The sequence below is a fragment of the Bacillus sp. FSL W8-0223 genome (genome assembly GCF_038006805.1).
In the GTDB taxonomy this organism is placed as follows: domain Bacteria; phylum Bacillota; class Bacilli; order Bacillales; family DSM-4216; genus Bacillus_O; species Bacillus_O smithii.
Genome location: NZ_JBBOVX010000001.1, coordinates 2,920,055 through 2,943,107, shown reverse-complemented (window position 1 = coordinate 2,943,107; position 23,053 = coordinate 2,920,055). Strand labels below are relative to the sequence as shown.

At 40.3% G+C, this 23,053-nt stretch carries 23 protein-coding genes and 1 pseudogene; 17 read left to right on the top strand and 7 right to left on the bottom strand.

Features of this window, described 5'->3' with window-relative positions; translation table 11 throughout:
* Positions 1–4: 4 nt before the first annotated feature.
* The 6 genes from NST81_RS14215 (at position 5) to sufB (ending at position 6,864) form a co-directional block, all read left to right on the top strand.
* Positions 5–841 (top strand): MetQ/NlpA family ABC transporter substrate-binding protein, encoded by an 837-nt coding sequence (locus NST81_RS14215; protein WP_327797052.1) that lies wholly within the window; start codon positions 5–7, stop codon positions 839–841.
* Positions 842–1,581: 740 nt separating this feature from the next.
* Positions 1,582–2,367, top strand: a complete 786-nt coding sequence (sufC, locus tag NST81_RS14210; RefSeq protein ID WP_328200958.1) for a Fe-S cluster assembly ATPase SufC — start codon at positions 1,582–1,584, stop codon at positions 2,365–2,367.
* A gap of 17 nt (positions 2,368–2,384) precedes the next feature.
* Positions 2,385–3,689 carry a Fe-S cluster assembly protein SufD gene (sufD, locus tag NST81_RS14205; RefSeq protein WP_270583698.1) on the top strand — a complete coding sequence of 435 codons (1,305 nt, stop codon included), beginning with the start codon at positions 2,385–2,387 and terminating at the stop codon, positions 3,687–3,689.
* 1 nt (position 3,690) lies between these two features.
* Positions 3,691–4,920, top strand: a complete 1,230-nt coding sequence (locus tag NST81_RS14200; protein ID WP_270583697.1) for a cysteine desulfurase — start codon at positions 3,691–3,693, stop codon at positions 4,918–4,920.
* The gene (gene sufU / locus NST81_RS14195; protein WP_328200957.1) at positions 4,910–5,350 is read left to right on the top strand and encodes a Fe-S cluster assembly sulfur transfer protein SufU; all 441 of its coding nucleotides are present in this window, start codon (positions 4,910–4,912) and stop codon (positions 5,348–5,350) included. Before NST81_RS14200 ends, sufU begins: the two co-directional genes overlap by 11 nt.
* Before the next feature lie 116 nt (positions 5,351–5,466).
* Positions 5,467–6,864, top strand: coding sequence for a Fe-S cluster assembly protein SufB (sufB, locus tag NST81_RS14190; RefSeq protein ID WP_003352483.1), 1,398 nt, complete (start codon positions 5,467–5,469; stop codon positions 6,862–6,864).
* 60 nt (positions 6,865–6,924) lie between these two features.
* Here sufB and NST81_RS14185 read toward each other — a convergent pair whose 3' ends face one another.
* Positions 6,925–7,098 (bottom strand): hypothetical protein, encoded by a 174-nt coding sequence (locus NST81_RS14185; protein WP_327804716.1) that lies wholly within the window; start codon positions 7,096–7,098, stop codon positions 6,925–6,927.
* 938 nt (positions 7,099–8,036) lie between these two features.
* Here NST81_RS14185 and NST81_RS14180 point away from each other — a divergent pair.
* From NST81_RS14180 to yunB, 5 genes are all read left to right on the top strand, one after another.
* Positions 8,037–8,876 carry a fatty acid desaturase family protein gene (locus tag NST81_RS14180; RefSeq protein WP_341030498.1) on the top strand — a complete coding sequence of 280 codons (840 nt, stop codon included), beginning with the start codon at positions 8,037–8,039 and terminating at the stop codon, positions 8,874–8,876.
* A complete protein-coding gene (locus NST81_RS14175; RefSeq protein ID WP_003352481.1) occupies positions 8,876–9,793 on the top strand; it encodes a DMT family transporter in 918 nt (305 codons plus the stop codon). Before NST81_RS14180 ends, NST81_RS14175 begins: the two co-directional genes overlap by 1 nt.
* A 550-nt stretch (positions 9,794–10,343) precedes the next feature.
* Positions 10,344–11,189, top strand: a complete 846-nt coding sequence (locus NST81_RS14170; RefSeq protein ID WP_048623928.1) for a DUF72 domain-containing protein — start codon at positions 10,344–10,346, stop codon at positions 11,187–11,189.
* 329 nt (positions 11,190–11,518) lie between these two features.
* Entirely contained in the window at positions 11,519–12,889 is a 1,371-nt protein-coding gene (locus NST81_RS14165; RefSeq protein WP_341030101.1) for a bifunctional metallophosphatase/5'-nucleotidase, read from the top strand.
* 299 nt (positions 12,890–13,188) lie between these two features.
* On the top strand, positions 13,189–13,941 hold the full coding sequence (gene yunB / locus NST81_RS14160; protein WP_270583989.1) for a sporulation protein YunB: 753 nt from the start codon (positions 13,189–13,191) through the stop codon (positions 13,939–13,941).
* Between the two features lie 114 nt (positions 13,942–14,055).
* Here yunB and NST81_RS14155 read toward each other — a convergent pair.
* Positions 14,056–15,035: pseudogene (locus NST81_RS14155) on the bottom strand (M23 family metallopeptidase).
* A 186-nt stretch (positions 15,036–15,221) separates the two neighbouring features.
* Between NST81_RS14155 and lipA the strand changes: the two are divergent.
* On the top strand, positions 15,222–16,172 hold the full coding sequence (gene lipA, locus NST81_RS14150; RefSeq protein ID WP_255287945.1) for a lipoyl synthase: 951 nt from the start codon (positions 15,222–15,224) through the stop codon (positions 16,170–16,172).
* Between the two features lie 282 nt (positions 16,173–16,454).
* Here the strand turns inward: lipA and NST81_RS14145 are convergent, their stop codons facing one another.
* Positions 16,455–17,141, bottom strand: a complete 687-nt coding sequence (locus NST81_RS14145) for a YhcN/YlaJ family sporulation lipoprotein (protein ID WP_048623925.1) — start codon at positions 17,139–17,141, stop codon at positions 16,455–16,457.
* Positions 17,142–17,278: 137 nt separating this feature from the next.
* Between NST81_RS14145 and NST81_RS14140 the strand changes: the two genes are divergently transcribed.
* Positions 17,279–17,554 carry a YutD family protein gene (locus tag NST81_RS14140; protein ID WP_270583991.1) on the top strand — a complete coding sequence of 92 codons (276 nt, stop codon included), beginning with the start codon at positions 17,279–17,281 and terminating at the stop codon, positions 17,552–17,554.
* 399 nt (positions 17,555–17,953) lie between these two features.
* Here the strand turns inward: NST81_RS14140 and NST81_RS14135 are convergent, their stop codons facing one another.
* Both NST81_RS14135 and NST81_RS14130 read right to left on the bottom strand, forming a co-directional pair.
* Entirely contained in the window at positions 17,954–18,289 is a 336-nt protein-coding gene (locus NST81_RS14135) for a hypothetical protein (RefSeq protein WP_003352471.1), read from the bottom strand.
* A gap of 61 nt (positions 18,290–18,350) precedes the next feature.
* A complete protein-coding gene (locus NST81_RS14130; protein WP_003352470.1) occupies positions 18,351–18,614 on the bottom strand; it encodes a DUF3055 domain-containing protein in 264 nt (87 codons plus the stop codon).
* A 105-nt stretch (positions 18,615–18,719) separates the two neighbouring features.
* Between NST81_RS14130 and hepT the strand changes: the two genes are divergently transcribed.
* Both hepT and NST81_RS14120 read left to right on the top strand, forming a co-directional pair.
* On the top strand, positions 18,720–19,160 hold the full coding sequence (hepT, locus tag NST81_RS14125) for a type VII toxin-antitoxin system HepT family RNase toxin (RefSeq protein WP_003352469.1): 441 nt from the start codon (positions 18,720–18,722) through the stop codon (positions 19,158–19,160).
* A gap of 63 nt (positions 19,161–19,223) precedes the next feature.
* Entirely contained in the window at positions 19,224–19,988 is a 765-nt protein-coding gene (locus NST81_RS14120; protein WP_048624523.1) for a TIGR01457 family HAD-type hydrolase, read from the top strand.
* Positions 19,989–20,062: 74 nt separating this feature from the next.
* Here NST81_RS14120 and NST81_RS14115 read toward each other — a convergent pair whose 3' ends face one another.
* Complete coding sequence (locus tag NST81_RS14115) at positions 20,063–20,578, bottom strand: phosphatidylglycerophosphatase A family protein (RefSeq protein ID WP_048623923.1); 516 nt, start codon at positions 20,576–20,578, stop codon at positions 20,063–20,065.
* Positions 20,579–20,949: 371 nt separating this feature from the next.
* On the opposite strand from NST81_RS14115, the gene yutH reads away from it, so the two are divergent.
* Positions 20,950–21,957, top strand: coding sequence for a spore coat putative kinase YutH (gene yutH / locus NST81_RS14110; RefSeq protein WP_048623922.1), 1,008 nt, complete (start codon positions 20,950–20,952; stop codon positions 21,955–21,957).
* A gap of 253 nt (positions 21,958–22,210) precedes the next feature.
* On the opposite strand, the gene NST81_RS14105 is transcribed toward yutH, so the two are convergent.
* A complete protein-coding gene (locus NST81_RS14105; RefSeq protein ID WP_003352465.1) occupies positions 22,211–22,447 on the bottom strand; it encodes a NifU family protein in 237 nt (78 codons plus the stop codon).
* A gap of 133 nt (positions 22,448–22,580) precedes the next feature.
* On the opposite strand from NST81_RS14105, the gene NST81_RS14100 reads away from it, so the two are divergent.
* A complete protein-coding gene (locus NST81_RS14100; RefSeq protein ID WP_048623920.1) occupies positions 22,581–22,904 on the top strand; it encodes a YuzD family protein in 324 nt (107 codons plus the stop codon).
* Positions 22,905–23,053 lie beyond the last annotated feature (149 nt).

The following is a 23,053-nucleotide window of genomic DNA, read 5'->3' as shown; positions in this document are numbered from 1 at the left end:
TTTGGTGAAAAAGTTCTTTATAGCCATTATTGCATCTGTATTTGTATTGAGTCTTGCTGCATGCGGAAAATCTTCCAGCGAACCAAAAGAAACAACAGGATCCAATGACAAAACCATCATTGTGGGAGCATCTAATGTTCCACATGCTGTCATTTTGGAAAAAGCAAAACCTATCTTGAAAAAGAAAGGCTATAATTTAAAAATTGTCAAATTCCAAGATTATATTATGCCTAACAAAGCATTGGCTGAAGGAAAATTGGATGCGAACTACTTCCAGCACATTCCTTATTTCAAACAACAAATCAAAGAAAACGGCTATAAGTTTGCCAACGCCGGCGGCATCCATATTGAACCAATCGGCTTATATTCGAAAAAATATAAAAGCTTAGATCAGTTGCCAAAAGGTGCTGAAATCATTATGTCCAGCTCTGTAGCAGACCACGGCCGGATTTTAACGATGCTTGAGAAAAAAGGCTTGATTAAGCTGAAAAAAGGCGTGAATAAAGAAAACGCAACGGTTCAAGATATTGCAGAAAATCCAAAACATTTTAAATTTAAATACGATGTTGAAGCGTCCATGCTTCCACAAGTATATAAAAACGGCGAAGGCGATGCTGTGTTAATCAATTCCAACTATGCTCTTGACGCGGGATTAAATCCGTTAAAAGATGCGATTGCTTTGGAAGACAAAGATTCTCCGTATGTTAATATCATAGCTGTCCGCAAAGGCGATGAAAAGAAAGCGAAAATTAAAGCACTTGTCGACGTCCTTCATTCTAAAGAAATTCAAGACTTTATCTTGAAAAAATGGGGCGGCGCTGTAGTGCCTGTCAACAAATAAGAAAAGAAAGATGTATCGCTCCTCCTTTATTGTGGAGGAGCTTTTTATTTCACAGCGTCCGCTTGGCCTACTTGTATTATTCGCATAGTCCCAATCGCTCAAGGAAAGAATAAGTTTGGATGTTTCAATGAAGGTTTAAAATGGTGAAGAGAGGTTAAATAACTATAGACGGCCGATAAGAACATTCATAACGAACATGACTCTTTCATATAGGTTTATTATTTGATTCTGTCGTTGGTTGAGAAGAACTTTAAACTTAGAGAGGACTGGTTCGTTATTTGTTCTTTAACACTTCAATATACGGAGAGCATGGAAAAGGCCATGTACTGTGCTCATGGTGTAGGGTATAAAGTTTACGGGAGCAATCATGAAGTGAGGATGAAAGTGGAAAAGCAAAGAGAAAAGGATCATTGCCAATCCAAACAAATTGTCGTTGAAATGAACGGAAAGCTGTACTGTCGAAAGCTTTATCATTTGGGAAAACCAGTGTGAGCCCCACGCTGGTTTGTTCTTTTCAATAATAAATTGCGTTAAAATAGTGAATATCGACTACCACCACCGTTCTGCATAGAAAACGATTGTGAATTTTATAACCAAAGTCGAAATTATTCAAAAAAATACGGAAAAGAACTATTGGAAAAGTTGATATTAGTTTTCATTTGTTATAAGATTGTAATGATAATAAATTGAGAATGAAATGGGTATTCAGCATATATCGAAATTGACGGAGGTAGAAAAGAATGGCAGGTTCAACTCTAACAATTAAAGATTTACACGTTGAGATAGAGGAAAAAGAGATTTTAAAAGGAGTGAATCTTGAAGTAAAAACTGGAGAGTTCCACGCAATCATGGGACCGAACGGAACAGGTAAATCAACGTTATCATCCGCGATTATGGGACATCCAAAATACGAAGTAACAAAAGGCAGCATTACGCTTGACGGACAAGATGTTCTTGAAATGGAAGTCGATGAACGGGCTCGTGCCGGATTGTTCTTGGCGATGCAATATCCAAGCGAAATCAGCGGGGTAACGAATGCGGACTTTTTGCGTTCCGCCATTAACGCTCGCCGTGGTGAAGGCAATGAAATTTCGTTGATGAAATTCATTCGCCAAATGGATGAAAAAATGGAGTTTTTGGAAATGGATCCAAATATGGCGCAACGCTATTTAAACGAAGGTTTTTCCGGCGGTGAGAAAAAACGCAATGAAATACTTCAATTAATGATGATTCAACCAAAATTCGCCATTTTGGATGAAATCGACTCAGGACTTGATATCGATGCTTTGAAAGTCGTTGCCAAAGGAATCAACTCCATGCGCAGTAGCGATTTTGGATGCATTATGATTACGCACTATCAACGTTTGTTGAATTATATTACTCCTGATTATGTTCATGTCATGATGCAAGGACGGATCGTAAAATCCGGCGGACCTGAATTGGCTAAACAACTTGAAGAAAACGGCTATGATTGGATCAAAAAAGAACTGGGCATTGAAGACGAAACAGTCGGTCAAGAAGCGTAACAGTTAGGAGGATGAACATGACGGTGGAAACAAAATTACCAGTCAATCGGGAGTATATCCAGTCGTTTTCAAAAGAAAACGGCGAGCCGGAATGGTTTGCAGCTCTTCGAATCGAATCATTAGAGAAGGCTGAAACCCTTCCGTTGCCAAAGGCGGACAAAACGAAAATAGATAAATGGAACTTTACGTCATTTCAAACGCACTATGTAAAAAGCGATACATTTGAATCTCTTGAACAGCTGCCTGAAGACGCAAAAGCATTGATTCGTTTGGAAACCGAGAAAAATCTGTATATTCAACGAAACCAGACTCCGGCTTATCTGCAGTTAACGGATGAACTGAAAGAAAAAGGCGTCATTTTTACCGACATTTTGACAGCGTTAAGAGAACATGGGGATTTAGTGCAAAAATATTTTATGAAACATGTGAAAGCAGACGAAAATAAATTAACGTCTCTGCATGCAGCTTTGTTAAACGGCGGAGTATTCCTTTATATCCCCAAAAACGTGGAGTTGAAGGATCCTATTCAAGCCGTTTTCCTTCAAGACGACAACCAAGTTCCTTTGTTTAACCATGTGTTAATTGTTGCAGATGAAAACAGTTCCGTCACCTATGTGGAAAATTATATTTCCACTGTAGAAGTACCGGAAGGAATTGCGAATATCGTGACAGAAGTCGTTGCTGAAGCAGGTGCAAAAGTAACTTACGGGGCTGTAGACACCCTTGCCAGCGGCGTGACGTCGTATGTCAATCGCCGAGGCACAGCCGGAAGAGATGCACGGATTGAATGGGCTCTCGGGCTTATGAATAACGGCAATACGGTTTCTGAAAATACAACTTATTTGGAAGGCGACGGTTCTTATGGAGATACCAAAACCGTAACCGTAGGCCGAGGCAAGCAAGTGCAAAACTTTACGACAAAGGTTGTACACTTTGGAAAGAATACGCAAGGATTTATTTTAAAGCACGGTGTTGTGAAAGATGAAGCGACTTCGATCTTTAACGGCGTCGGTAAAATCGAGCATGGCGCTTCCAAATCGGATGCTGAACAAGAATCCAGAGTGCTGATGTTAAGCAAAAATGCCCGCGGGGATGCCAATCCTATTTTGTTGATTGATGAAGACGATGTAATGGCCGGTCACGCTGCTTCGGTCGGTCGTATGGATCCGATTCAGCTTTATTATTTAATGAGCCGCGGAATTCCGCGCCAAGAAGCTGAACGATTGATCATACACGGCTTCCTGGCTCCGGTTGTCAACCAATTGCCGATTGAAGGGGTAAAAGAACAGCTTATTCAAGTCATTGAAAGGAAAGTTCGGTAAAATGAATGTAAATGATATTCGAAACTATTTTCCGATATTGAATCAAGAAGTCAATGGCCATCCTTTAGTTTATTTAGACAACGCAGCTACTTCGCAAAAGCCGTTATCCGTCATTGAAGCAATCGAACAATATTACAAAGGCTATAATTCGAATGTCCACAGAGGTGTTCATACGCTCGGCACGAAAGCAACCGACGCTTATGAAGGGGCAAGGGAAAAAGTTCGCAAGTTTATCCACGCCAAATCAGTGGAAGAAGTAGTGTTTACAAGAGGAACGACTGCTTCCATTAATATGCTTGCGGCCAGCTATGGCGAGGAAAATGTGAAAGAAGGCGATGAAATCGTCATTACCTATATGGAACATCACAGCAATTTAATTCCATGGCAGCAGCTTGCCAAAAGAAAGAAAGCGGAATTGAAATACATTCCGTTGGAGGAAGACGGCACTATTACGCTTGAAAAAGTAAGGGAAACCGTTACCCCGAAGACGAAAATTGTGGCTGTCACCCTTGTTTCCAATGTACTTGGAACGATCAATCCGATCAAAGAAATAGCGAACATTGCTCATGAAAATGGAGCTGTCTTGGCGGTGGATGGCGCCCAAGGCGTTCCTCATATGAAAGTAGACGTTCAAGATCTCGATTGCGATTTTCTCTCTTTTTCCGGACATAAAATGTGTGGGCCTACCGGAATCGGTGTTCTTTATGGTAAGAAAGAGCTTCTGGAAAAGATGGAACCGGTAGAGTTTGGCGGTGAGATGATCGATTTTGTCGGTTTGTATGATTCGACATGGAAAGAGCTTCCTTGGAAATTCGAAGGAGGAACTCCGATTATCGCCGGAGCTATCGGTTTGGGTAAGGCTATTGAGTTTCTTGAAGAAGTTGGCTTGGATGAGATTTTAAAACATGAGCATCATCTCGCTGCTTATGCATTGGACAAATTGAGTGAAGTGGAAGGAATCGAAGTTTACGGTCCGAAAGATCCGATGAAACGAGCAGGATTAGTGACTTTTAATATAAAAGGCGTCCATCCGCACGATGTAGCGACAGTGCTGGATGCGGAAGGAATTGCCATTCGCGCCGGGCATCATTGCGCGCAGCCGTTGATGAAATGGCTCGATGTTTCGGCAACAGCAAGAGCCAGCTTCTATTTATACAATACGGAAGAGGATATTGACCGCTTTGTTTCGGGTATCTTGAAAACAAAGGAGTATTTCAACAATGTCTTTTAATAATTTAGACCAGTTGTATCGAAACGTGATCATGGATCATTATAAGAATCCAAGAAACAAAGGCAGTTTAGAAAACGGGAACTTGACGATCGATATGAATAATCCGACTTGCGGGGATCGCATTCATTTGACCATGAATGTAGAAGACGGTAAAGTGACAGATGCTAAATTCGAAGGAGAAGGCTGTTCCATTTCAATGGCTTCCGCTTCCATGATGACCGAAACGATTAAGGGGAAAAATATCGAGACTGCTTTAAAGCTGTCTAAGATTTTTTCTGACATGATGCAGGGAAAAGATTATCCTGAAGATCTAGATCTTGGCGACGTGGAAGCACTTCAAGGCGTTTCTAAATTTCCGGCCCGCATTAAATGCGCTACATTAGCTTGGAAGGCCATGGAAAAAGGTTTAAAAGATCAAGTAGCTCATTAAACCTTTTGAAAATGCAATCATCATTTAGTGTTTGGGTTCAACCTCTTCCTGTAAGAAGGGGAGGTTGAAAAAGAAAGTTTTTGATGGGGCATAATCTCCAAAGGAGGGAAATGAATATGGCAAAAAAAATGCCGGAAATCGGTGATTATAAATACGGTTTTAGGGATAAAGACATCTCGATTTTCCGTACACAACGCGGATTGACTCGGGAAGTTGTGGAAGAAATCTCTCGAATGAAAGAAGAACCACAATGGATGCTGGAATTTCGGCTGAAATCCTTGGAACAATTTTATGCGAAGCCTATGCCGCAATGGGGAGGCGATCTTTCTGCACTAGACTTTGATGAAATTACGTATTACGTAAAACCAACGGAGCATCAAGGTCGTTCTTGGGATGAAGTGCCGGAGGAAATCAAGAAAACGTTTGATAAATTGGGAATTCCGGAAGCAGAGCAAAAATATCTTGCCGGAGTGTCCGCTCAATACGAATCAGAAGTTGTTTACCATAATATGAAACAAGATTTAGAAAAACTTGGGATTATCTTTAAAGATACCGATTCTGCTTTAAAAGAAAACGAAGATATATTCCGTGAACATTTTGCAAAAGTTGTCCCGCCTTCAGACAATAAGTTTGCTGCGTTAAACTCTGCAGTATGGTCGGGGGGATCATTCATTTATGTTCCGCCGGGTGTAAAAGTGGATACTCCCCTTCAAGCTTACTTCCGCATCAATTCTGAAAATATGGGACAATTTGAACGAACGCTTATCATTGTGGATGAAGGAGCAAGCGTTCATTATGTAGAAGGCTGTACAGCACCGGTCTATACAACGAATTCGCTTCATAGTGCAGTGGTAGAAATTTTCGTGAAAAAAGGTGCTTATTGCCGCTATACGACCATTCAAAACTGGGCAAACAACGTTTATAATTTGGTTACAAAACGCGCCGTGTGTGAAGAAAATGCCACGATGGAATGGATTGACGGCAACATCGGATCCAAATTAACGATGAAATATCCGGCTGTTATCCTGAAAGGAGAAGGGGCTCGAGGAATGACCCTTTCCATCGCAATCGCCGGCAAAGGGCAAGTACAAGATGCCGGAGCGAAAATGATTCACCTTGCTCCAAACACTTCTTCCACTATCGTGTCTAAATCCATTTCTAAACATGGCGGTAAAGTAAACTATCGCGGTCTTGTTCATTTTGGACGGAAAGCGGACGGAGCTCGCTCCAATATTGAATGCGATACGCTGATTATGGATAATCAATCGACATCGGATACCATCCCGGCAAACGAAATTTTAAATGACAATATTTCGCTTGAACATGAGGCAAAAGTATCCAAAGTGTCGGAAGAACAATTATTTTATTTGATGAGCCGCGGAATTTCCGAAGAAGAAGCTACAGAAATGATCGTAATGGGCTTTATCGAACCGTTTACGAAGGAACTTCCAATGGAATACGCGGTAGAAATGAACCGATTAATCAAATTTGAAATGGAAGGAAGCATCGGATAACGTTGATATGATCAACGATTTATCAATTTATAGTAGGAGCTTCCACAATCCATCCACATTTTATAACCCTTTGTTACACCGCTGATACAATTCGAGCGCATCATCTTCAATGTGCAGATATGTGTCAGCGGTTGTTTTTATACTTGCGTGGCCAAGCCGTTCGGATACATATTTAATATTATCCTGGCTTCTACTATATGAAGCACGACTATGCCGCAAATCGTGAATCTGCAACTCAGGGAGACTTCTTGAAACTTTTTGTGATCATTTGAATAAGTGATTATGAGGCGATACCGTTGAATACAAAATAGCCCTCATGGAATCCGTAGTATTTTCTGCGGATTCTTTTTTCTTCTAAGATATCTCCAATAAATTTTTTGGATAAAGAACGAACGCCTTACCTTGATTCTTCTTTTGTTGACATTGAACGTTTCTTCAACGTATCACTTATTCCGATCAAGATATAGAGTGGGGCATAACAATGGACATAGAAATGGTGCTGCCAGAGCATGTTGGAATGTTGCAAATGCCCAAACCTAAACCCATATCAGACACAGGATTTTGGGTGGAAAGGTTCACTACGCGATAGAATTATATTTTCTTGTCATATTCAAAGTTTGATATAAGTAAATTACGGAACAGGTAACTGGTTCCTTTCACGAATCTAGATCCAGTTCACAAGGAAATCCACATCAAAGGCCTTGAAAACGTGAAGCGGGTGAGATTTGAAAGTGTTGTCAATGTCAGGGCAGTGGATACAAAAAATTACCAAAAAAGAGGATTTTACACTTTTGTGCCGAACTATTCTGAAAAATAAAGAGTTATATTGCTGCGTAATCTTGAAACTGAAATGATGGCCATTATCTTAATTTCTTAAAACCATTATCAATTTTTTCGAATGGCGACGGGGCGAAAGGGTGGGAGGACTTTCCCTTTATAAGTAATGGCAAGAAGGATTAATTTACAAAAAATAATGGACAGATTTGTTGGGTTGATATACAATTCATATTATATTTACCAAAAAATAACAACTGGTGATTTTTTTGGCAGTTGTGAGTATTATCATTTTTCAAAGGATATAAGAGATAACCGTTATATCAATCTAATAATTATCGAGGGGCAATAGGTCTGTTATATGATTATTTAGTGATTGCTCTAGCCATTTACTAAGGATCATTTTATACCCTTTATCTGTACTGGTGATAGGAGCTAGACAAAGAGCATTAGCAACTATATTACATGATGCTTCCCATTTATGCTTAGCTAAAAACAGAAAGTTAAATTATATTTTAGGAACATATTTTTCTGGATATCTTATTGGACAAGAATTTAATATTTACAAGGAATCACATGTGAAAGGCCACCATATTCATCTAGGTGATCCGGAAAAAGACCCGGATTATCAATACCATATAGACGTTGGATTATATCAATTAAAAAACAATCATCAATTTTTATTCAAATATGTATTGAAGCCATTATTTTTAATTAATATCCTTAGTTACGCCTATTATGTTTTTAAGTATAGAATGTTACAATTTAGAAAATATCCCAAGCAATACTTAGCTATGGTTATATATTGGCTGCTTATTCTTGGTACTTTGTTTTATTTCGGAGTATTGAATTACTTTTTATTGTACTGGTTAGTCCCATATTTTACTTCATTTATGGTAATCGGCTGGTTTATTGAACTAGCAGAACATTACCCGTTAGTTCTAACGAATAAAAAAAGTATATACATGACCCGTAATCGATTCAGCCATTGGATAGAAGCGTTCTTCCTTAGTATTCATGCGGAAAATTATCATTTAACACATCATTTACAGGCTAGCATTCCTTATTGGAATATTGGGAAAGCTCACAAAATCATGATGGAGGATGAAACGTATCGAGAATGGAATTTACAAATGGGAGGGGTTTTCTTCTCGGCTAATTCCAACCCTCCATTAATTCAAGATTTACTCAAGAATCATAAACTTCCAATATTAAAACAGAAGGTGAATAATGCTTAATGAAAAAAACATATATAATGGGAGCCGTCTTTGCGTTATCTGCAGCCATCTTGAATGGAACAGTTGGAATTTTTAGTAAGGGATCCTTTCAAAGTAACCTGACACCAGCGGGAGTTTCTTTTTATAAATGTTTGATAGCTTTTGTTTTTATTTCCATACTGGCGTTAGGCAATAAAACACTCCGGACTAATATCATTCGTTTGAAAAGTAAAATAAAGCATATTTTGTTGTGTTCATTCCTGGGAATCTTTGTTTTGTATTTTTTTGAAACGACAGCGTATAAATATGAATCCGTATCCTTTGTAGTATTTATTTTGTTAGGATCTTCCGTCCTAACAACCTTCATATTCAGCTCCATCCTTCTGAAGGAAATAAAAAGAAAGTATCAGTATATTGGATTAGTTTTGCTTCTAATAGGATTACTCATCATGCATTTTTCGGAAGGGGACATTCACGGAGGATCAATTGGCACGGCTTTGGCCGCAATTGCAGGAATAGGATATGGTTTGTTCCTAGTGTTTACCAAAAAATTTGCACTAGACGGAGATTTAGCGCTCATCTGGTATTTAATGCTGTTTGGGAGTTTTTATCTGTTTCTTCCGTTTTATAAAGAAGGATTCGTATGGCCTAGCCTTGGATCCGTTCCATCGCTTATGGGGCTAGCGATTCTTCCAACGATAGGAGGCTTTTACTGTACCACAAAGGCACTAAATTATCTTGAAGCTAATAAAGTTCAGTTTTTTGAACTGACAGAACCTGTATTTGCTACTATATTTGCATTTATCCTTCTTAAAGAATTTGTTCAAGGGTTAGAGTGGTTAGGAGCTTTCTTCATTTTAGTCGCTATTTATTTATCTGAGTATAAGCCGAAACATAAAATAGAATTAGAGAGCCATGATCATCAGCAAACACTTTGATTTAAAAAATCAAGTGATCTAAAAAATAATATTGAAACTTAAATGGATCCAAAGGGAAAGTGAGCGGATGAGAACTTTGCAAACAGGAGCTAAAGAAGCGGAGAGCAAAAAATATTGCTCAAATCAAATATCGTTTTTCTATGATCTTCCTTTTTTGTTTTTGACATCTGACATCCTAAACGCACTTTCCCGATGTATTGTTCCATAAAAATGATGGACTTGCCTATTGATTGCCCACCGAAAATAAAAATTGTGATACTACTTTTGATACCAACATTGCTCAAAAATTCCACTTTGCGAAACCATTTTATGCACTTTCAAGTTTAGGTTTCGTTCTGTTATAATCGAAATGGAAGGATCCATCGGTTAAGACCTGTTCATCAGGTTCGTCATCCGGGCCAGATTCCTTATGAGCATAATCAATGGAAAAATTTTCTTCCATTATTATGTCTGAGGAAGTTAGGCCTTTTCTTTTTGTCTGGATTTATTTCGTTTCAAAAGGGTTATACAGAAAAAACACACTATACTTGAAGATAGCGAGGTATAAAATGTGATTTGGATCGGGGTAACAGGCTGGGGAGATCATCATTCCCTTTATCCTGATGGCATTTCCCCACGTGATAAGCTAAAAGAATATGCGGCGCATTTTCCGATTGTCGAAGTCGACGCTTCGTTTTATGCCATTCAACCTTTAAAAAATGCGGAAAAATGGGTGCAAGACACGCCTGAAAAGTTTCAGTTTATCGTAAAAGCCTATCAAGGAATGACCGGACATGAACGTGGAAAGCTGCCTTTTTCGTCTAAAAAGGAAATGTTTGCAGCTTTTTTGGATTCTATACAGCCTTATCAACAAGCCGGAAAATTAGCCATGGTTCTTTTTCAATTTCCACCGTGGTTTGATTGCCAAAAGAAGAATGTCGATTATTTAAGATATTGCAAAGAGTGGATGAAGGATGTTCCAACGGCTCTTGAATTTCGCCACCAATCATGGTTTTCGAAAGCATGGAAAGATAAGACGTTAGATTTTATGCGACGAGAAGGATGGATTCATAGCGTTTGCGACGAACCACAAGCGGGCAGTGGTTCCATACCGGCTGTTATCGAAGCAACGGACCCTCAAAAGACGCTTGTCCGTTTTCACGGTCGGAATATCCATGGCTGGCGAAAGCCCAATCAAGGCAATTGGCGAGAGGTTCGATATTTATATCGTTACAATAAAGAAGAATTGCTTTCATGGAAAGAAAAATTACTCGATTTAGAGAAGCAAAGCAAAGAAATCTATGTCGTTTTTAATAACAATTCCGGCGGGGATGCAGCTGATAATGCCAAACAAATGATGGATTTATTAGGGTTAGAATATGAAGGCCTAGCACCTAGGCAATTAAATTTATTTTAACACCAGAATTAGATTTTTGGACCAAGCTGTCAGAAATGTGTAAGATGGAAGTATTGAAAAAAATCACCTTAAGAAAAAGTGAATAATGATAGAATTTTCTTACTCATTCCACATATCCGACAGGCGACCGTTTCAGGAAAGGAGGTGGAAACCTGGTGGCTGCCAATGTATAATGTCATGATCGCATCATGAACGGAAAGGAAACAAAGTTTTCCTGTTTCTGGACTCACATGCCGCCTGACGGCCGGTGAATATGCCGAAAAGGTCGGCGATGTTATGTTTCGTATCCTTGCGGTTGGCATTTCAGTTTTTAGTCATCAGGTAAGACGGTGAGCGAAACGATTCATATTTACCACACAAATGATTTTCACAGCCATTTTGAAAATTGGCCGCGAATCCGCCGTTTTCTGCAGGAAAGAAAAAAATGGCATGAAGAAGCGGGGGAAAGCGTGCTGATTTTTGATATCGGGGACCATATTGATCGTTCCCATCCTTATACAGAGGCTACTCTAGGAAAAGGCAATGTCAAGCTGTTAAATAAAGCGGGATATGATGGGGCAACGATCGGGAATAATGAAGGGATGACGTTGCCTAAAGAAGGATTGAATCATTTATATGAGGAGGCCGCATTCCCCGTCATTTGCGCCAATTTATATGATGAAAATGGAAAGAGACCTTCTTGGTGTCGTCCTTATCATATTTATGAGCTGAAAAACGGCTGGAAAGTAGGCGTTACGGGCGTCACTGCCTATTTACCTGAATCTTATCATCTTCTCGGATGGAAAATAACGCTGCCTCTTGATGAATTAAAAGCGCAGGTGGAATATTTGGCGCAAGAAACAGATTTAGTAGTCGTTCTTTCCCATTTAGGCATGCATGAAGATGACAAAATTGCACAGGAAATGGAAGAGGTAGATATAGTGATGGGAGCTCATACCCATCATATTTACCATCAAGGGAAATGGGTCAACGATACACTATTAGCAGCGGCCGGAAAATTCGGGAATTACGTCGGACATATTGTAGTGGAGATCGAACCTGCATCGAAGAAAGGGATAGAGAAAAAAGCGCTGCTTTATGATGTCCATGAATTGAAGCCTGCTATTGGCGAGGAAGAAGAAACGGCCCGTTATCAAAGCGAGGGAAAGCGTTTGTTAAGCCAGCCTGTCGTAAAATTAGATCGCGAGCTCTCGATTGATTGGTTTAAAGCATCACCGTTAGCGGAATGGCTGTGCGAAGGCTTAAGAGAATGGTGCGATGCTGATTGCGCCATTATAAATGCCGGTCTTCTTCTTCGCCCGCTTCGAAAAGGAACGATTACAAAGTTTGATCTTCATCAACTATTGCCTCATCCGATTAATCCTTGTACCATTACCCTCAACGGAGGAGTACTGAAAAAGATCATCGATCAAACTTTGGATGAAAAATGGCCTCATATGCAGGTAAAAGGATTTGGATTCAGGGGGAAAATATGGGGTGAATTTGTATATGATCGGATCGATATCGACAGAGACAACGGTTCCGTTAAAATAAATGGACAAGAGCTGAACTTGGACAAACAATATCGTCTAGCCGTACCGGATCTGTTTACATACGGCGCTTTTTTCCCGGAATTAGTTCGTACTCAAGAAAAGCAATATTATATGCCGGAATTTTTGCGTGATCTGATGGAATGGAAATTAGTGCGCGTATTTGGGTAAGTACAACATTATCGAAGATATTTGGAATTGATAGACGGACAGTGCGGTGGCTGGCATTTCCCCATTTGATTGGCTCTCCCCTCTTATGCCCAATAGACCGATTTCAAATAGGAAAGCGATTCATTAAGGATATCCAGTGTTTTAGCCGTGTGAAAGTGAGCAAGAATGGGCTTCACGACGTTTGGCTCTTAAATGCATTCGGGGCAAGAAAGCGCATTTACATGTGAAGGTGCAAAATAAAAATGATTAATGAATTCCTCCTTTACGAGCATACATATAGCTTGTAAGGGGGGATTTTTTTGCCTGCATTGCGAAAGTACAAACCCCGGAGAGGACCTTTGCCTTTACGGTATGTTTTTGTCATCACGTTCATTCTTTTTGCCTGCTTTACTGCATTAAGCTTATGGCTGATTAATGCAGGGATTAAGCCTACTTTAATGAGCTATGCGGAATCAGAAACGAAAAAAATTGCTTCCATGGTCATTAATAATGCTATTAACCAAAAAGTGGCCAACGTCATGGATATTAACGACATTATCGAAACCGTTCCGAATCGCGATCAAAGCAAGTCTTCTACGACTAGACTGAATACGGAAATTATTAATCGGATTTTGGGAGAGGTAACGAATCAAGTTCAAAACAATTTGCGGGAAGCGGAAAAAGGGAAACTCGAACCGTTGGACTATGCGGATGTCAAATTAGATCCTCAGCAATCAAAAAAACTGGAAGGGATCGTATTTTCCGTTCCGTTAGGCCAGGCAACGAATAACGCCATTCTCGGCAATTTGGGCCCGAATGTCCCTGTCCGTTTTCATGCGGTCGGCGATGTTCGTTCTGATGTCAAATCGACGGTAAGACCTTATGGCATAAACAATGCTTATGTAGAAGTGGCCATCCATGTTCAAGTTAATGTGCAAATCATTATTCCTTTTTCGACCAAAACAACCAAAGTGGAACAGGATATTCCGGTGGCAATGGGAATTATTCAAGGAGACGTGCCTCAATTTTTTGGCGGAAATGGCCATTCTTCTGTTGAAATTCCGGCGAAATAAAAAGCCAGGCGTTCCCATTCGGGCTAAGGAATCGGGAACGCCATGATATCTTTTTATGGTGCGCATATTTTAAGGAAGCTTTTTTGAACGGGATTTTTGAAGAAGGGGCAACGGTTAAGAGTTATTCTTTTTACGTTCTAATCGTTCCATTCGTTCCCATTGTTTTAAGTGAGGATACGGATCGAAAGAATAATCGGTCGTGCCCGTATCTTTATACATACCGTAATGAAGATGAGGTGGGAATTTTCCTGCCGTTCCCGGCGGACCGTATCCAGTGCTGCCGACTCCGCCAATGACCGTGCCGGGTTTTACGACTTTCCCAACTTTTAGATTTTTGGAAAAACCGCTTAAATGGGCAAAATAATGGTACGTATTATTGACATCGCGAATGCCGATTCTCCATCCGCCGTATCGATTCCATCCTTTCATCTCGACAATGCCGTAGCATGTACACCATAATCAGCGAAAATATCGGTTCCTTCATGTATACGGCGGCCGCCCCATCCTCTTCTGTCTCCCCAAGTACTTTTATATGAATAATTGTAATTTAATGGAATCGGGAACGCTCTGTCATAAAGATCAAGACGATTGAAAACTTTGTAGATTTTAGCCTGTTCCATAATGATGCTTACCGCTTTATCTCTTTTATAATAAGCCCATAATGCGATGCGGATATTATCTTCATCGGTTCCGTATTTCAGAAAATGCTGGCCGATGGATGCCAACAAATCTTCATCGTTGTTTCTGTCCGCCTTTCCATCACCATTTCCATCCACCCCATAGCCGTTAAAAAAGGCAATCGTTTTCGGATTGGTGTCTTCGCGATTCGGGTTTACCAAACCAGACCATTTTTCGGGGGGGATCCAAATCGAAATAGCTCCTTTAGGCTTAGGCAAGTCTTTTCGGAAGAGGCGTAAGTTTCGTTCATATTGGTCCAGCCCTGCATAGTAATACCAAGGAATGTTCGTTGCAGCTTGCATTTTTTTATATAACTCTATCCGTTGTTTGAAAATCTGCTTTTCCTTCATTGTCTGATTCTCTGCCGCCAAGGAATAAGAAGGGAAGAGGATCAGCAATAATAGCAGGAAAACCATTTTTTTCAAATGAAAGCCTCCCTTTCAAATAAAATAATCGATAACTATACTATTTGAAGAAAAAGGATTCTTTATGAGTTAAAATATTGGCAATCATGAATTCTGAATGCTTGTGTTTCCACTGGAAACTATGGTAAAGTGGCAACAAAGAGAGAAGTTTATTACATTGCCATTGTTTTCGGCTCTTTGGAAGCTACTAAAGAAATGGAGATGTTAAAAATGAGCAAAACGGAGGAATATTTAAGAAAACCCGATTGGTTAAAAATAAAACTAAATACAAACGAAAATTACAAAGGCTTAAAGAAAATGATGAGAGAGAAAAGCCTCCATACCGTCTGTGAAGAAGCGCGCTGTCCCAATATCCATGAATGTTGGGGAGTGAGAAGAACGGCAACATTCATGATTTTAGGGGAAGTATGTACGCGGGCTTGCCGGTTCTGTGCAGTCAAGACTGGTTTGCCGTCGGAACTTGACTGGCAAGAACCGGAACGGGTAGCTGATTCCGTTCAACAAATGAACTTAAAACATGTCGTTGTGACGATGGTGGCAAGAGATGATTTAAAAGATGGAGGAGCTGCCGTAATGGCGGAAACAGTACGCGCCATTCGCAGAAAAAATCCGTTTACAACTGTAGAAGTTCTGCCTTCTGATTTGGGCGGAGTGGAAGAAAATTTGAAAATTTTAATGGATTCTCGTCCAGATATTTTAAATCATAATGTGGAAACGGTGAAACGACTGACACCAAGAGTGCGGGCGCGGGCCACTTATGAACGGTCATTGGAGTTTTTGCGCCGTGCCAAAGAAATGCAGCCTGATATTCCGACAAAGTCGAGCATTATGATCGGACTTGGAGAAACAAAAGAAGAAATTATCGAAACGATGGATGATCTCAGGGCCAATCATGTGGATATTATGACGATCGGCCAATACTTGCAGCCGACGAAAAAGCATTTGCCTGTTAAAAAGTACTATCATCCGGATGAATTTGCGGAATTAAAAGAAATTGCTTTAAGCAAAGGTTTCAGCCACTGTGAAGCGGGACCGCTTGTTCGCTCTTCCTATCATGCGGATGAACAAGTCAACTTAGCTTCTAAAGCAAAAGAAATTATGGATCGGATTGAAGCGCAAAACGCCTAAAGTTTGAAATGATGACGAAATAGAAAAAGTGAGTTCAGCGTAGTTTGCTGAACTCACTTTTTCCGCTAAATAAAACATGTTGAAATAAGGTGTCAGGGGGCATATAGCCGTCCAAACCAGAGCGAGTGAGAAAAACAAAAATAGCTGTATGGAAGTTTTTCCTTTCATCCGCTTTCAACTGATTCTGCCATTTTTTGGAGATTCAGATGATTCCCGCTAGACAGGATCCGTGCGAATGTCCTGTTGCCAGGAGAATGGATTCGCAAAACCGGATTTTCATGATCATTGATGTTTTCTTTTTTGTGCATGATTATCATCTTCGAGCGGGTCGTGAATGCGTTCGCCATTCGGATTTTCGCCGTCCACTATGGAGCGTCCTTGCGGTGAACGATCCAACATGAGGTTGATGGTCCGATTGATGTTTGTTTCAGAATTTCTCGTATTGGCATCCATGGAGGCAAGGTTTTCAACGTCTCTTCTCAAATTTGGATCGTCCGTGACATAAACATGGTACCAGCGAGGGACTACGCTCATGGCCGTTCTTTTCACTTGATCTGCCGTCTCAGAACGGGAAGTATGGGCGTTTTGCCGACGGTCATAGGCTACGAGCACTTCCTCATCTGTTACAAGCGTGGCGCAGTCTTTTACGTCCGGAAGTCCGACGCTCAGTCGGCTGATCGTATCAGCCACCTGCTCTCTGTCCATAGTGTACATGTCTCGATAAGAAATGGTTTTTCCTTGAATCGGGCTTTTTTGATGACGTACATAGCCAAATGCCTCATCACGGTCATCTGTCATGATATTGTATGGTTTTCGATTTTTATCAAAAAGATCTTGATCGTTATTGACATTGAGTGTGTTTCCGTTCCGGTCGTAAATTCCCGAACGATCGCGGTCAGCGGCTTCATTATTGCAGCCGGACAAAACCGCCAAACTTAATAAGCATCCTGCAAAGATGTTTTTTTTCATCTTTTTATCCCCCCTGGGCATAGGATAACCATCTTTTTTTAAATTCCCTTTAGTAATTTGTGGGGGATTCGTTATGTTATAATGGAACAAATAAATTTTTTGGCAGTGAGGAAAGGTTTCAGAATGAGGTGAAAAGCATGATTTGCGTCAATAATCATTGCTATGAAGTAATAGAGGATTACAAAAACGGCTTTCAAGAAGAGGCTTTTCGCCATCGCTATAGTGAGATATTAGGCAAGTATGATTATATTGTCGGTGATTGGGGATATGGCCAGCTGCGGCTGAAAGGCTTCTTTGATGATCAAAGCCAAAAGGCAACTTTTGATACGAAAATTAGCACTTTGAAAGAATATTTATATGAATACTGCAATTTTGGATGCGCTTATTTTGTCTTGAAAAAAGTAAAAAAATAAAACGGTTGCTGCCGTCCTTTTTTTGCTAATCGGCTGTACTTTTCAAATGCCTTTTTTAGAGGAAAAGTGATCCTGTGAAAAAGACTGCCCTTTTCAGCGGGAATTTTCTTTTATCCTCCTGGATGATAATTTTCAACTATCCATCCGTGTACCACGGATGGAAGTTTTATTTTGTCCCGCATGGCAGTAAGTCTCCTTCTCAAAAAAAGTCCAAGAAGGGTTCAACTGCCTCTGAATGCCCGATTGGTTCAACCGGGTAGTTGAACCTTATCCCGCATTAAGGGGCTGTAACCCCCACTTCAAGGGAAGAGAGACAAGAGCAGTCCGAGAACAGGGAACTGCCCCTAAAAGCCCGATTGGTTCCACCAACCCCTAGTGACCTTAGATGGTTAGTGGACCTTATCCCTCAGGATCTAAAGGGTCGGCGTTGCGGTTTGTAGTGTATGGCGGTTCTTCAGTGCGATCAGGGTCATCATGAGGAAGGTGGGCGTCGGGATATTGCCTTGGAAGCCCTTCGTGAAGCGATTTAAATTCATAATTGAACGCACTGTGATGCCGTTGGCCTTCTTCCCAAGGGGTCGATTTATTTTCAACAGGGGTATCTTGCCCTCTTGGAGATCCATAAGGTCCTTCCGGCACTTCTTCAGGTATTAGGAAATTTTTCATGGTTTCGACAACAGAAAAATCTGAATAGGCTTGATCTTCTTTGTCCACTTTTCCAACTCGACGAGACATGGCGGCACCTCCGTATTTGGTCTATACGGTTAGTATGGACGAAATCAGGGTGATCATTCGCTTAAATCATTTCATATAAAAGTTCACGGAGTTCTTGAGCATCTGCTTCACTAAGACGGTACACTTCTTCTAAATATCCGGGCTCTTCCAAATCATCCGTACCGATAATGGCAAAGCGGTTTCCGAGCAAATCCAGCACCAGTTTTTTTCCGTAGTATTTATCTGTTTGAATAATCGCTAGATCAAATCGCTGATTTTCTCCCATAAAACTGATATAGCGTATGTTTGTTTTTTCTGTTTCGTCATATAAAAAAAAGCGTTCCATTAACCAGATTCCTCCCCTTCAACTCAGTATTTTGATTTTACCATGAGACAGCGAAGTATGGTACAATGAAAGTGGCTGAGAAGAGATAAGGGCAGGTGTTGTACCGTGTACTTTGTAGATCGAAACAAAGTCGAAGACAGGCTGACGTATTTGGAAGTTCGTTTAAGCTTATTGGAAACACAGACTGACTGGAAGACAGGTATAGAAAAGGCCGCTTTAGAGCGTGTGGCGCATTCGATCATTGAAGCGGTCATTGATACCGGAAATGATATTATCGATGGATTTATTATGAGAGATCCGGGAAGTTATGACGATATTGTGGATATATTATTGGATGAAAAAGTGATAACAGAAGAATTGGCTGCCTCTTTAAAAGAGATCATCAGCCTCCGAAAAATGCTTGTTCAGGAATATACCACCATTGATCATCAGAAAGTGGACCAAGTATTCAAAAAAAATCTTGAATTATTAAAACAATTTCCAATCAAAGTTCGTTCGTATCTGAACAATGAATTAGGTCCGGTTTCTGCTTTTAAAAATCTATGATCAGCGCTTTCTTTATGGGAGCGTTTTTTTATGAATATGACTGACGATTTGGAAGGAGTTCATATGAAAGCATATAAGGGTTATTTAATAGACTTGGATGGAACGGTGTATAAAGGAACGGAAAAAATCGAAGCCGCCGGTGAATTCGTTCATCGATTGAAGAAAAAAAATATTCCTTATTTGTTTGTAACCAATAATTCGTCTAGAACACCGGAACAGGTGGCAGCAAAATTGAGGGATTTTGATATTCCGGCCACCAAGGAGCAAGTCTATACGACAGCGATGGCGACTGCCAATTTTATGTATGAGAAAAAACCAGGTGCTTCTGTTTATGTGATTGGGGAAGAAGGACTCCGAGAGGCATTGACGGAAAAAGGATTTCGGTTTGTAGACGAGAATCCTGATTTCGTCGTAATCGGAATAGATAGATCGATCAACTACGAAAAATTGACTCTTGCCTGCCTTGGCGTCCGCAACGGGGCAACGTTTATTTCCACTAACAGCGATATTGCCCTTGTAACGGAGAGGGGTTTTCTTCCGGGCAACGGAGCACTAACATCCGTTATTTCTGTGTCGACTCAAACGGAACCTATTTTTATCGGGAAGCCGTCACCAATCATTATGGAACAAGCTCTTGAAGCATTAGGAACTTCCAAAGAAGAGACCATAATGGTGGGAGACAATTATGATACAGATATTCGTGCAGGTATTAATGCCGGTTTGGATACGCTCCTCGTCCATACTGGAGTTACTTTAAAAGAGCATTTGGAGCGTTATGAAGTAAAACCGACCTATACTGTTGATTCTCTTAGCGAGTGGGAAGTATGAAAACAAACAGCCGGGTTCTCCTTCGGACGTACAATGGGAAGGGGAGCCCGGCTGTCCGCTTTTTACACTACCTTTCATGAGTCAATCGTTTCATCGCCATTGCCGGCTCGGTGGGCAAGTCGGCTTGAAGCCGCCGCAGCAATGGCGCCGACAATGTCGTCTAAAAATGTGTTTACTTTTCCGGAAGACTTATCGTTTAAATATTCTAAAATACCCGGTTTGATTTTGTCGATATAGCCATAGTTTGTAAATCCTATCGAACCGTATACGTTTACGATGGAAAAAGCTAATATTTCATCGACTCCATATAGTCCTTCATCTGTTTGAATAATCGATTGTAATGGTTCTTCGAGCTTGCCTTGCTCTGCCAGAACATCTAATTGTATGCCTGTTAATATGGCGTTTTGAACTTCACGCTTTCCGAGAACTGCCTCTACATTTTGAATGCATTCTTCCAGCTGCAAATTGGGATGGTATTTTTTTTGTAAAAACAATACCAGTTTTGCGATATCCTCAATCGTTACTCCTCGTTTTGTCAGCCATTCGCGCGCCATTTTTTCTGTCATGTTTAATGCATCTCTTTTTTTCATTGTCATACCATCACCTTTTTTCTGTAATATTTGGAAAGTATATTTTTTTGTATTACAAGGTTTCTGTTTCTATTTTAATATACTCCATTAAAAAAGATGGAATATAAAGAATTCGATCGGTTTATTCATCTTTTGTAAGAAGACGAAAGAAATCAATCTTGAAAGCCCGTTTTCATTGATTTGCCAGATGAAAAGCGGGATCATAAATTCAATCAATAGACGCAATTATGGGAGCCAGATACATATATATTACTAGTATGTTCAAACTGCATGCTTTCAAAATTTTTTGTGGCTTATTTACACAGGTGAAACATGAAAGCTTTTGGCACGGAAAGGAACGAAACGGGGCCAGTGGCTAAAGGAGGATGGAAATGGATTACTCTCAATTGTTAGAGCAGTATTACGGCATCCAGACAGAAGCCCTCTATTCTAACCAACCCATCCGATATAAAGCAAAGGGTTATCTATATACTATTATAAATGCTACGAAATTGACACAAGAAATGCTCATCGAATTTCGCCAAATGTCTCTGCATCTTCAAAAGTTCGGTGAAAGAGGAGTATCTTCTTTTTGTTTGTCCAAAAACGGAAAATTTTTAGAAACGGTGGAAGGGCAGGACTTCATTGTTTTGCGTAATCCCGTTAAAAAAGGGAGAAGCTACAGCAACATGGGCAGAAAGCTAGCCAAATTTCATTACAGAGGCCGTTTTATCCAAGAAAAGATGGTTCAAACGAATCGAATGGGTACTTGGCGGTTTTTATGGGAAAAGAGGCTGGAGCAGCTTGAAGGCTTTTATCACCGATTGCTTCAACAATCTCCAAGCGACCCGTTTGACATTTTATTCGTGGATATTTTCCCGTATTATATGGGAATGGCGGAAAATGCCATTCAGTATGTAGCCGATACAGAGTTGGATGAAGATCCAATGGAATCTGACGCGGGGACCATATGCCATGAACGTTTTCGACCGGATACTTGGGGAAAAACGGATATCATCAAAAATCCTTTTGATTGGGTTTTTGATCATGCGGCAAGGGATATTTCCGAGTGGATTCGATATCAATTTTGGCATCAACAAACGAGATATAAGGCGGAGATTAAACAATTTATAAAGGGGTATCAATCGATTCAGCCGTTGACGGTGTTTTCCTGGAGATTGATTTTTGCAAGGCTCATGTTTCCGCTTCACTTTTTTGAATGTGTAGAAGATTATTTTATGACGCCTTCTCCCCAAAGAAAAAAGGAACTGGAAGAACAATTAACACGATATATCCGAGATACCAAAGAATACGAACATTTTTTGGCTTCGTTTTATCAGCTGGCGGAAGTGCCTGTAAAAAGAATTCAAATTCCGGTGGTGCCGTGGCTCTTACGGTAACGAAAAAAACACTATGCCTAAAAAAGACCAACTTCCGGAATGTGAAAGTTGGTCTTTTTACTCTGCGTATTATTTTTGCTTTTGTGAAAACAATGGTGATGAAATCAATCAAGACTGCAATTCAAAAAAAAGCTGATTCAAGGAAAAGAATTTCTCCCTTCGGACATATGGATAAGGACAAGCGTTTTTTATGTCTTGTTCTGCTTAGTCAAGGGATCATCTTTCTCCTGATCAGCTTCAAATTCCATCGTTTTTAAAATACTTGTTCGACTTCCACGATTCCGGGGACTTCTTCCAACAAAGCACGTTCGATACCTGCTTTTAATGTAATAGTCGAGCTTGGACAACTGCCGCAGGCGCCCAATAACCGAAGCTTTACGATTCCATCTTCAACGTCCATCAATTGACAGTCGCCGCCGTCGCGAAGTAAAAACGGACGCAATTTATCCAACACTTCTTGCACTTGTTCTTTCATTGCCTGATCGGACATTTGTATCGACTCCTTTCCTACGTTTATTATAATGACTATCATGAAAAAAATCTATCGTCTTTGTTTCGTTTTTGAAAGATTTTGGATAAAATGAAGATGAGAAACGGACAAAGGTTTGGGTGGGGGGAGAGCGGTGCAGAAGCCGATTGAAATTGTCGTATATGGTGCAGAACAGATTTGTGCAAGCTGTGTTCATTTGCCTTCATCGAAAGATACGTTTGAGTGGTTGACGGCAGCTTTGGAAAGAAAGTTTCCACATCAGCCTTTCAAGATGACGTATGTGGATATTTATGATCCACCTGAAGACAAGGAGAAAAAAAGCTTCGCATCCCGAGTGATTGAGGAAGATCTTTTTTATCCTGTGGTGTTAGTTGAAGGAAAAATGGTCGGGGAAGGAAATCTGCGATTAAAAGTCATTTGCGAAGAAATGGAAAAATACGGATACAAAGCTCCATAAAACAATGAATGAGCTGAAAGAAAGCCGATCCACTTAAGGGGCCGGGAACCTCCTTCGTATTAAAAGATGCCCGAATATTTTCATTGCTGCAGTTACGGAGGGACGGCCTTTACAATACAAACTTTTGATTTTGAAAAGTCTGGTTTTCC

Bases quoted from the DNA above. Each gene is read 5' to 3' on its own strand.
- sufC (WP_328200958.1), top strand. From the start codon at position 1,582: ATGGCAGGTTCAACTCTAACAATTAAAGATTTACACGTTGAGATAGAG.
- sufD (WP_270583698.1), top strand. From the start codon at position 2,385: ATGACGGTGGAAACAAAATTACCAGTCAATCGGGAGTATATCCAGTCG.
- NST81_RS14200 (WP_270583697.1), top strand. From the start codon at position 3,691: ATGAATGTAAATGATATTCGAAACTATTTTCCGATATTGAATCAAGAA.
- sufU (WP_328200957.1), top strand. From the start codon at position 4,910: ATGTCTTTTAATAATTTAGACCAGTTGTATCGAAACGTGATCATGGAT.
- sufB (WP_003352483.1), top strand. From the start codon at position 5,467: ATGGCAAAAAAAATGCCGGAAATCGGTGATTATAAATACGGTTTTAGG.
- NST81_RS14175 (WP_003352481.1), top strand. From the start codon at position 8,876: ATGAAAAAAACATATATAATGGGAGCCGTCTTTGCGTTATCTGCAGCC.
- NST81_RS14145 (WP_048623925.1), bottom strand. From the start codon at position 17,141: ATGAAAAAAAACATCTTTGCAGGATGCTTATTAAGTTTGGCGGTTTTG.
- NST81_RS14140 (WP_270583991.1), top strand. From the start codon at position 17,279: ATGATTTGCGTCAATAATCATTGCTATGAAGTAATAGAGGATTACAAA.
- NST81_RS14135 (WP_003352471.1), bottom strand. From the start codon at position 18,289: ATGTCTCGTCGAGTTGGAAAAGTGGACAAAGAAGATCAAGCCTATTCA.
- NST81_RS14130 (WP_003352470.1), bottom strand. From the start codon at position 18,614: ATGGAACGCTTTTTTTTATATGACGAAACAGAAAAAACAAACATACGC.
- NST81_RS14120 (WP_048624523.1), top strand. From the start codon at position 19,224: ATGAAAGCATATAAGGGTTATTTAATAGACTTGGATGGAACGGTGTAT.
- NST81_RS14115 (WP_048623923.1), bottom strand. From the start codon at position 20,578: ATGAAAAAAAGAGATGCATTAAACATGACAGAAAAAATGGCGCGCGAA.
- yutH (WP_048623922.1), top strand. From the start codon at position 20,950: ATGGATTACTCTCAATTGTTAGAGCAGTATTACGGCATCCAGACAGAA.
- NST81_RS14105 (WP_003352465.1), bottom strand. From the start codon at position 22,447: ATGTCCGATCAGGCAATGAAAGAACAAGTGCAAGAAGTGTTGGATAAA.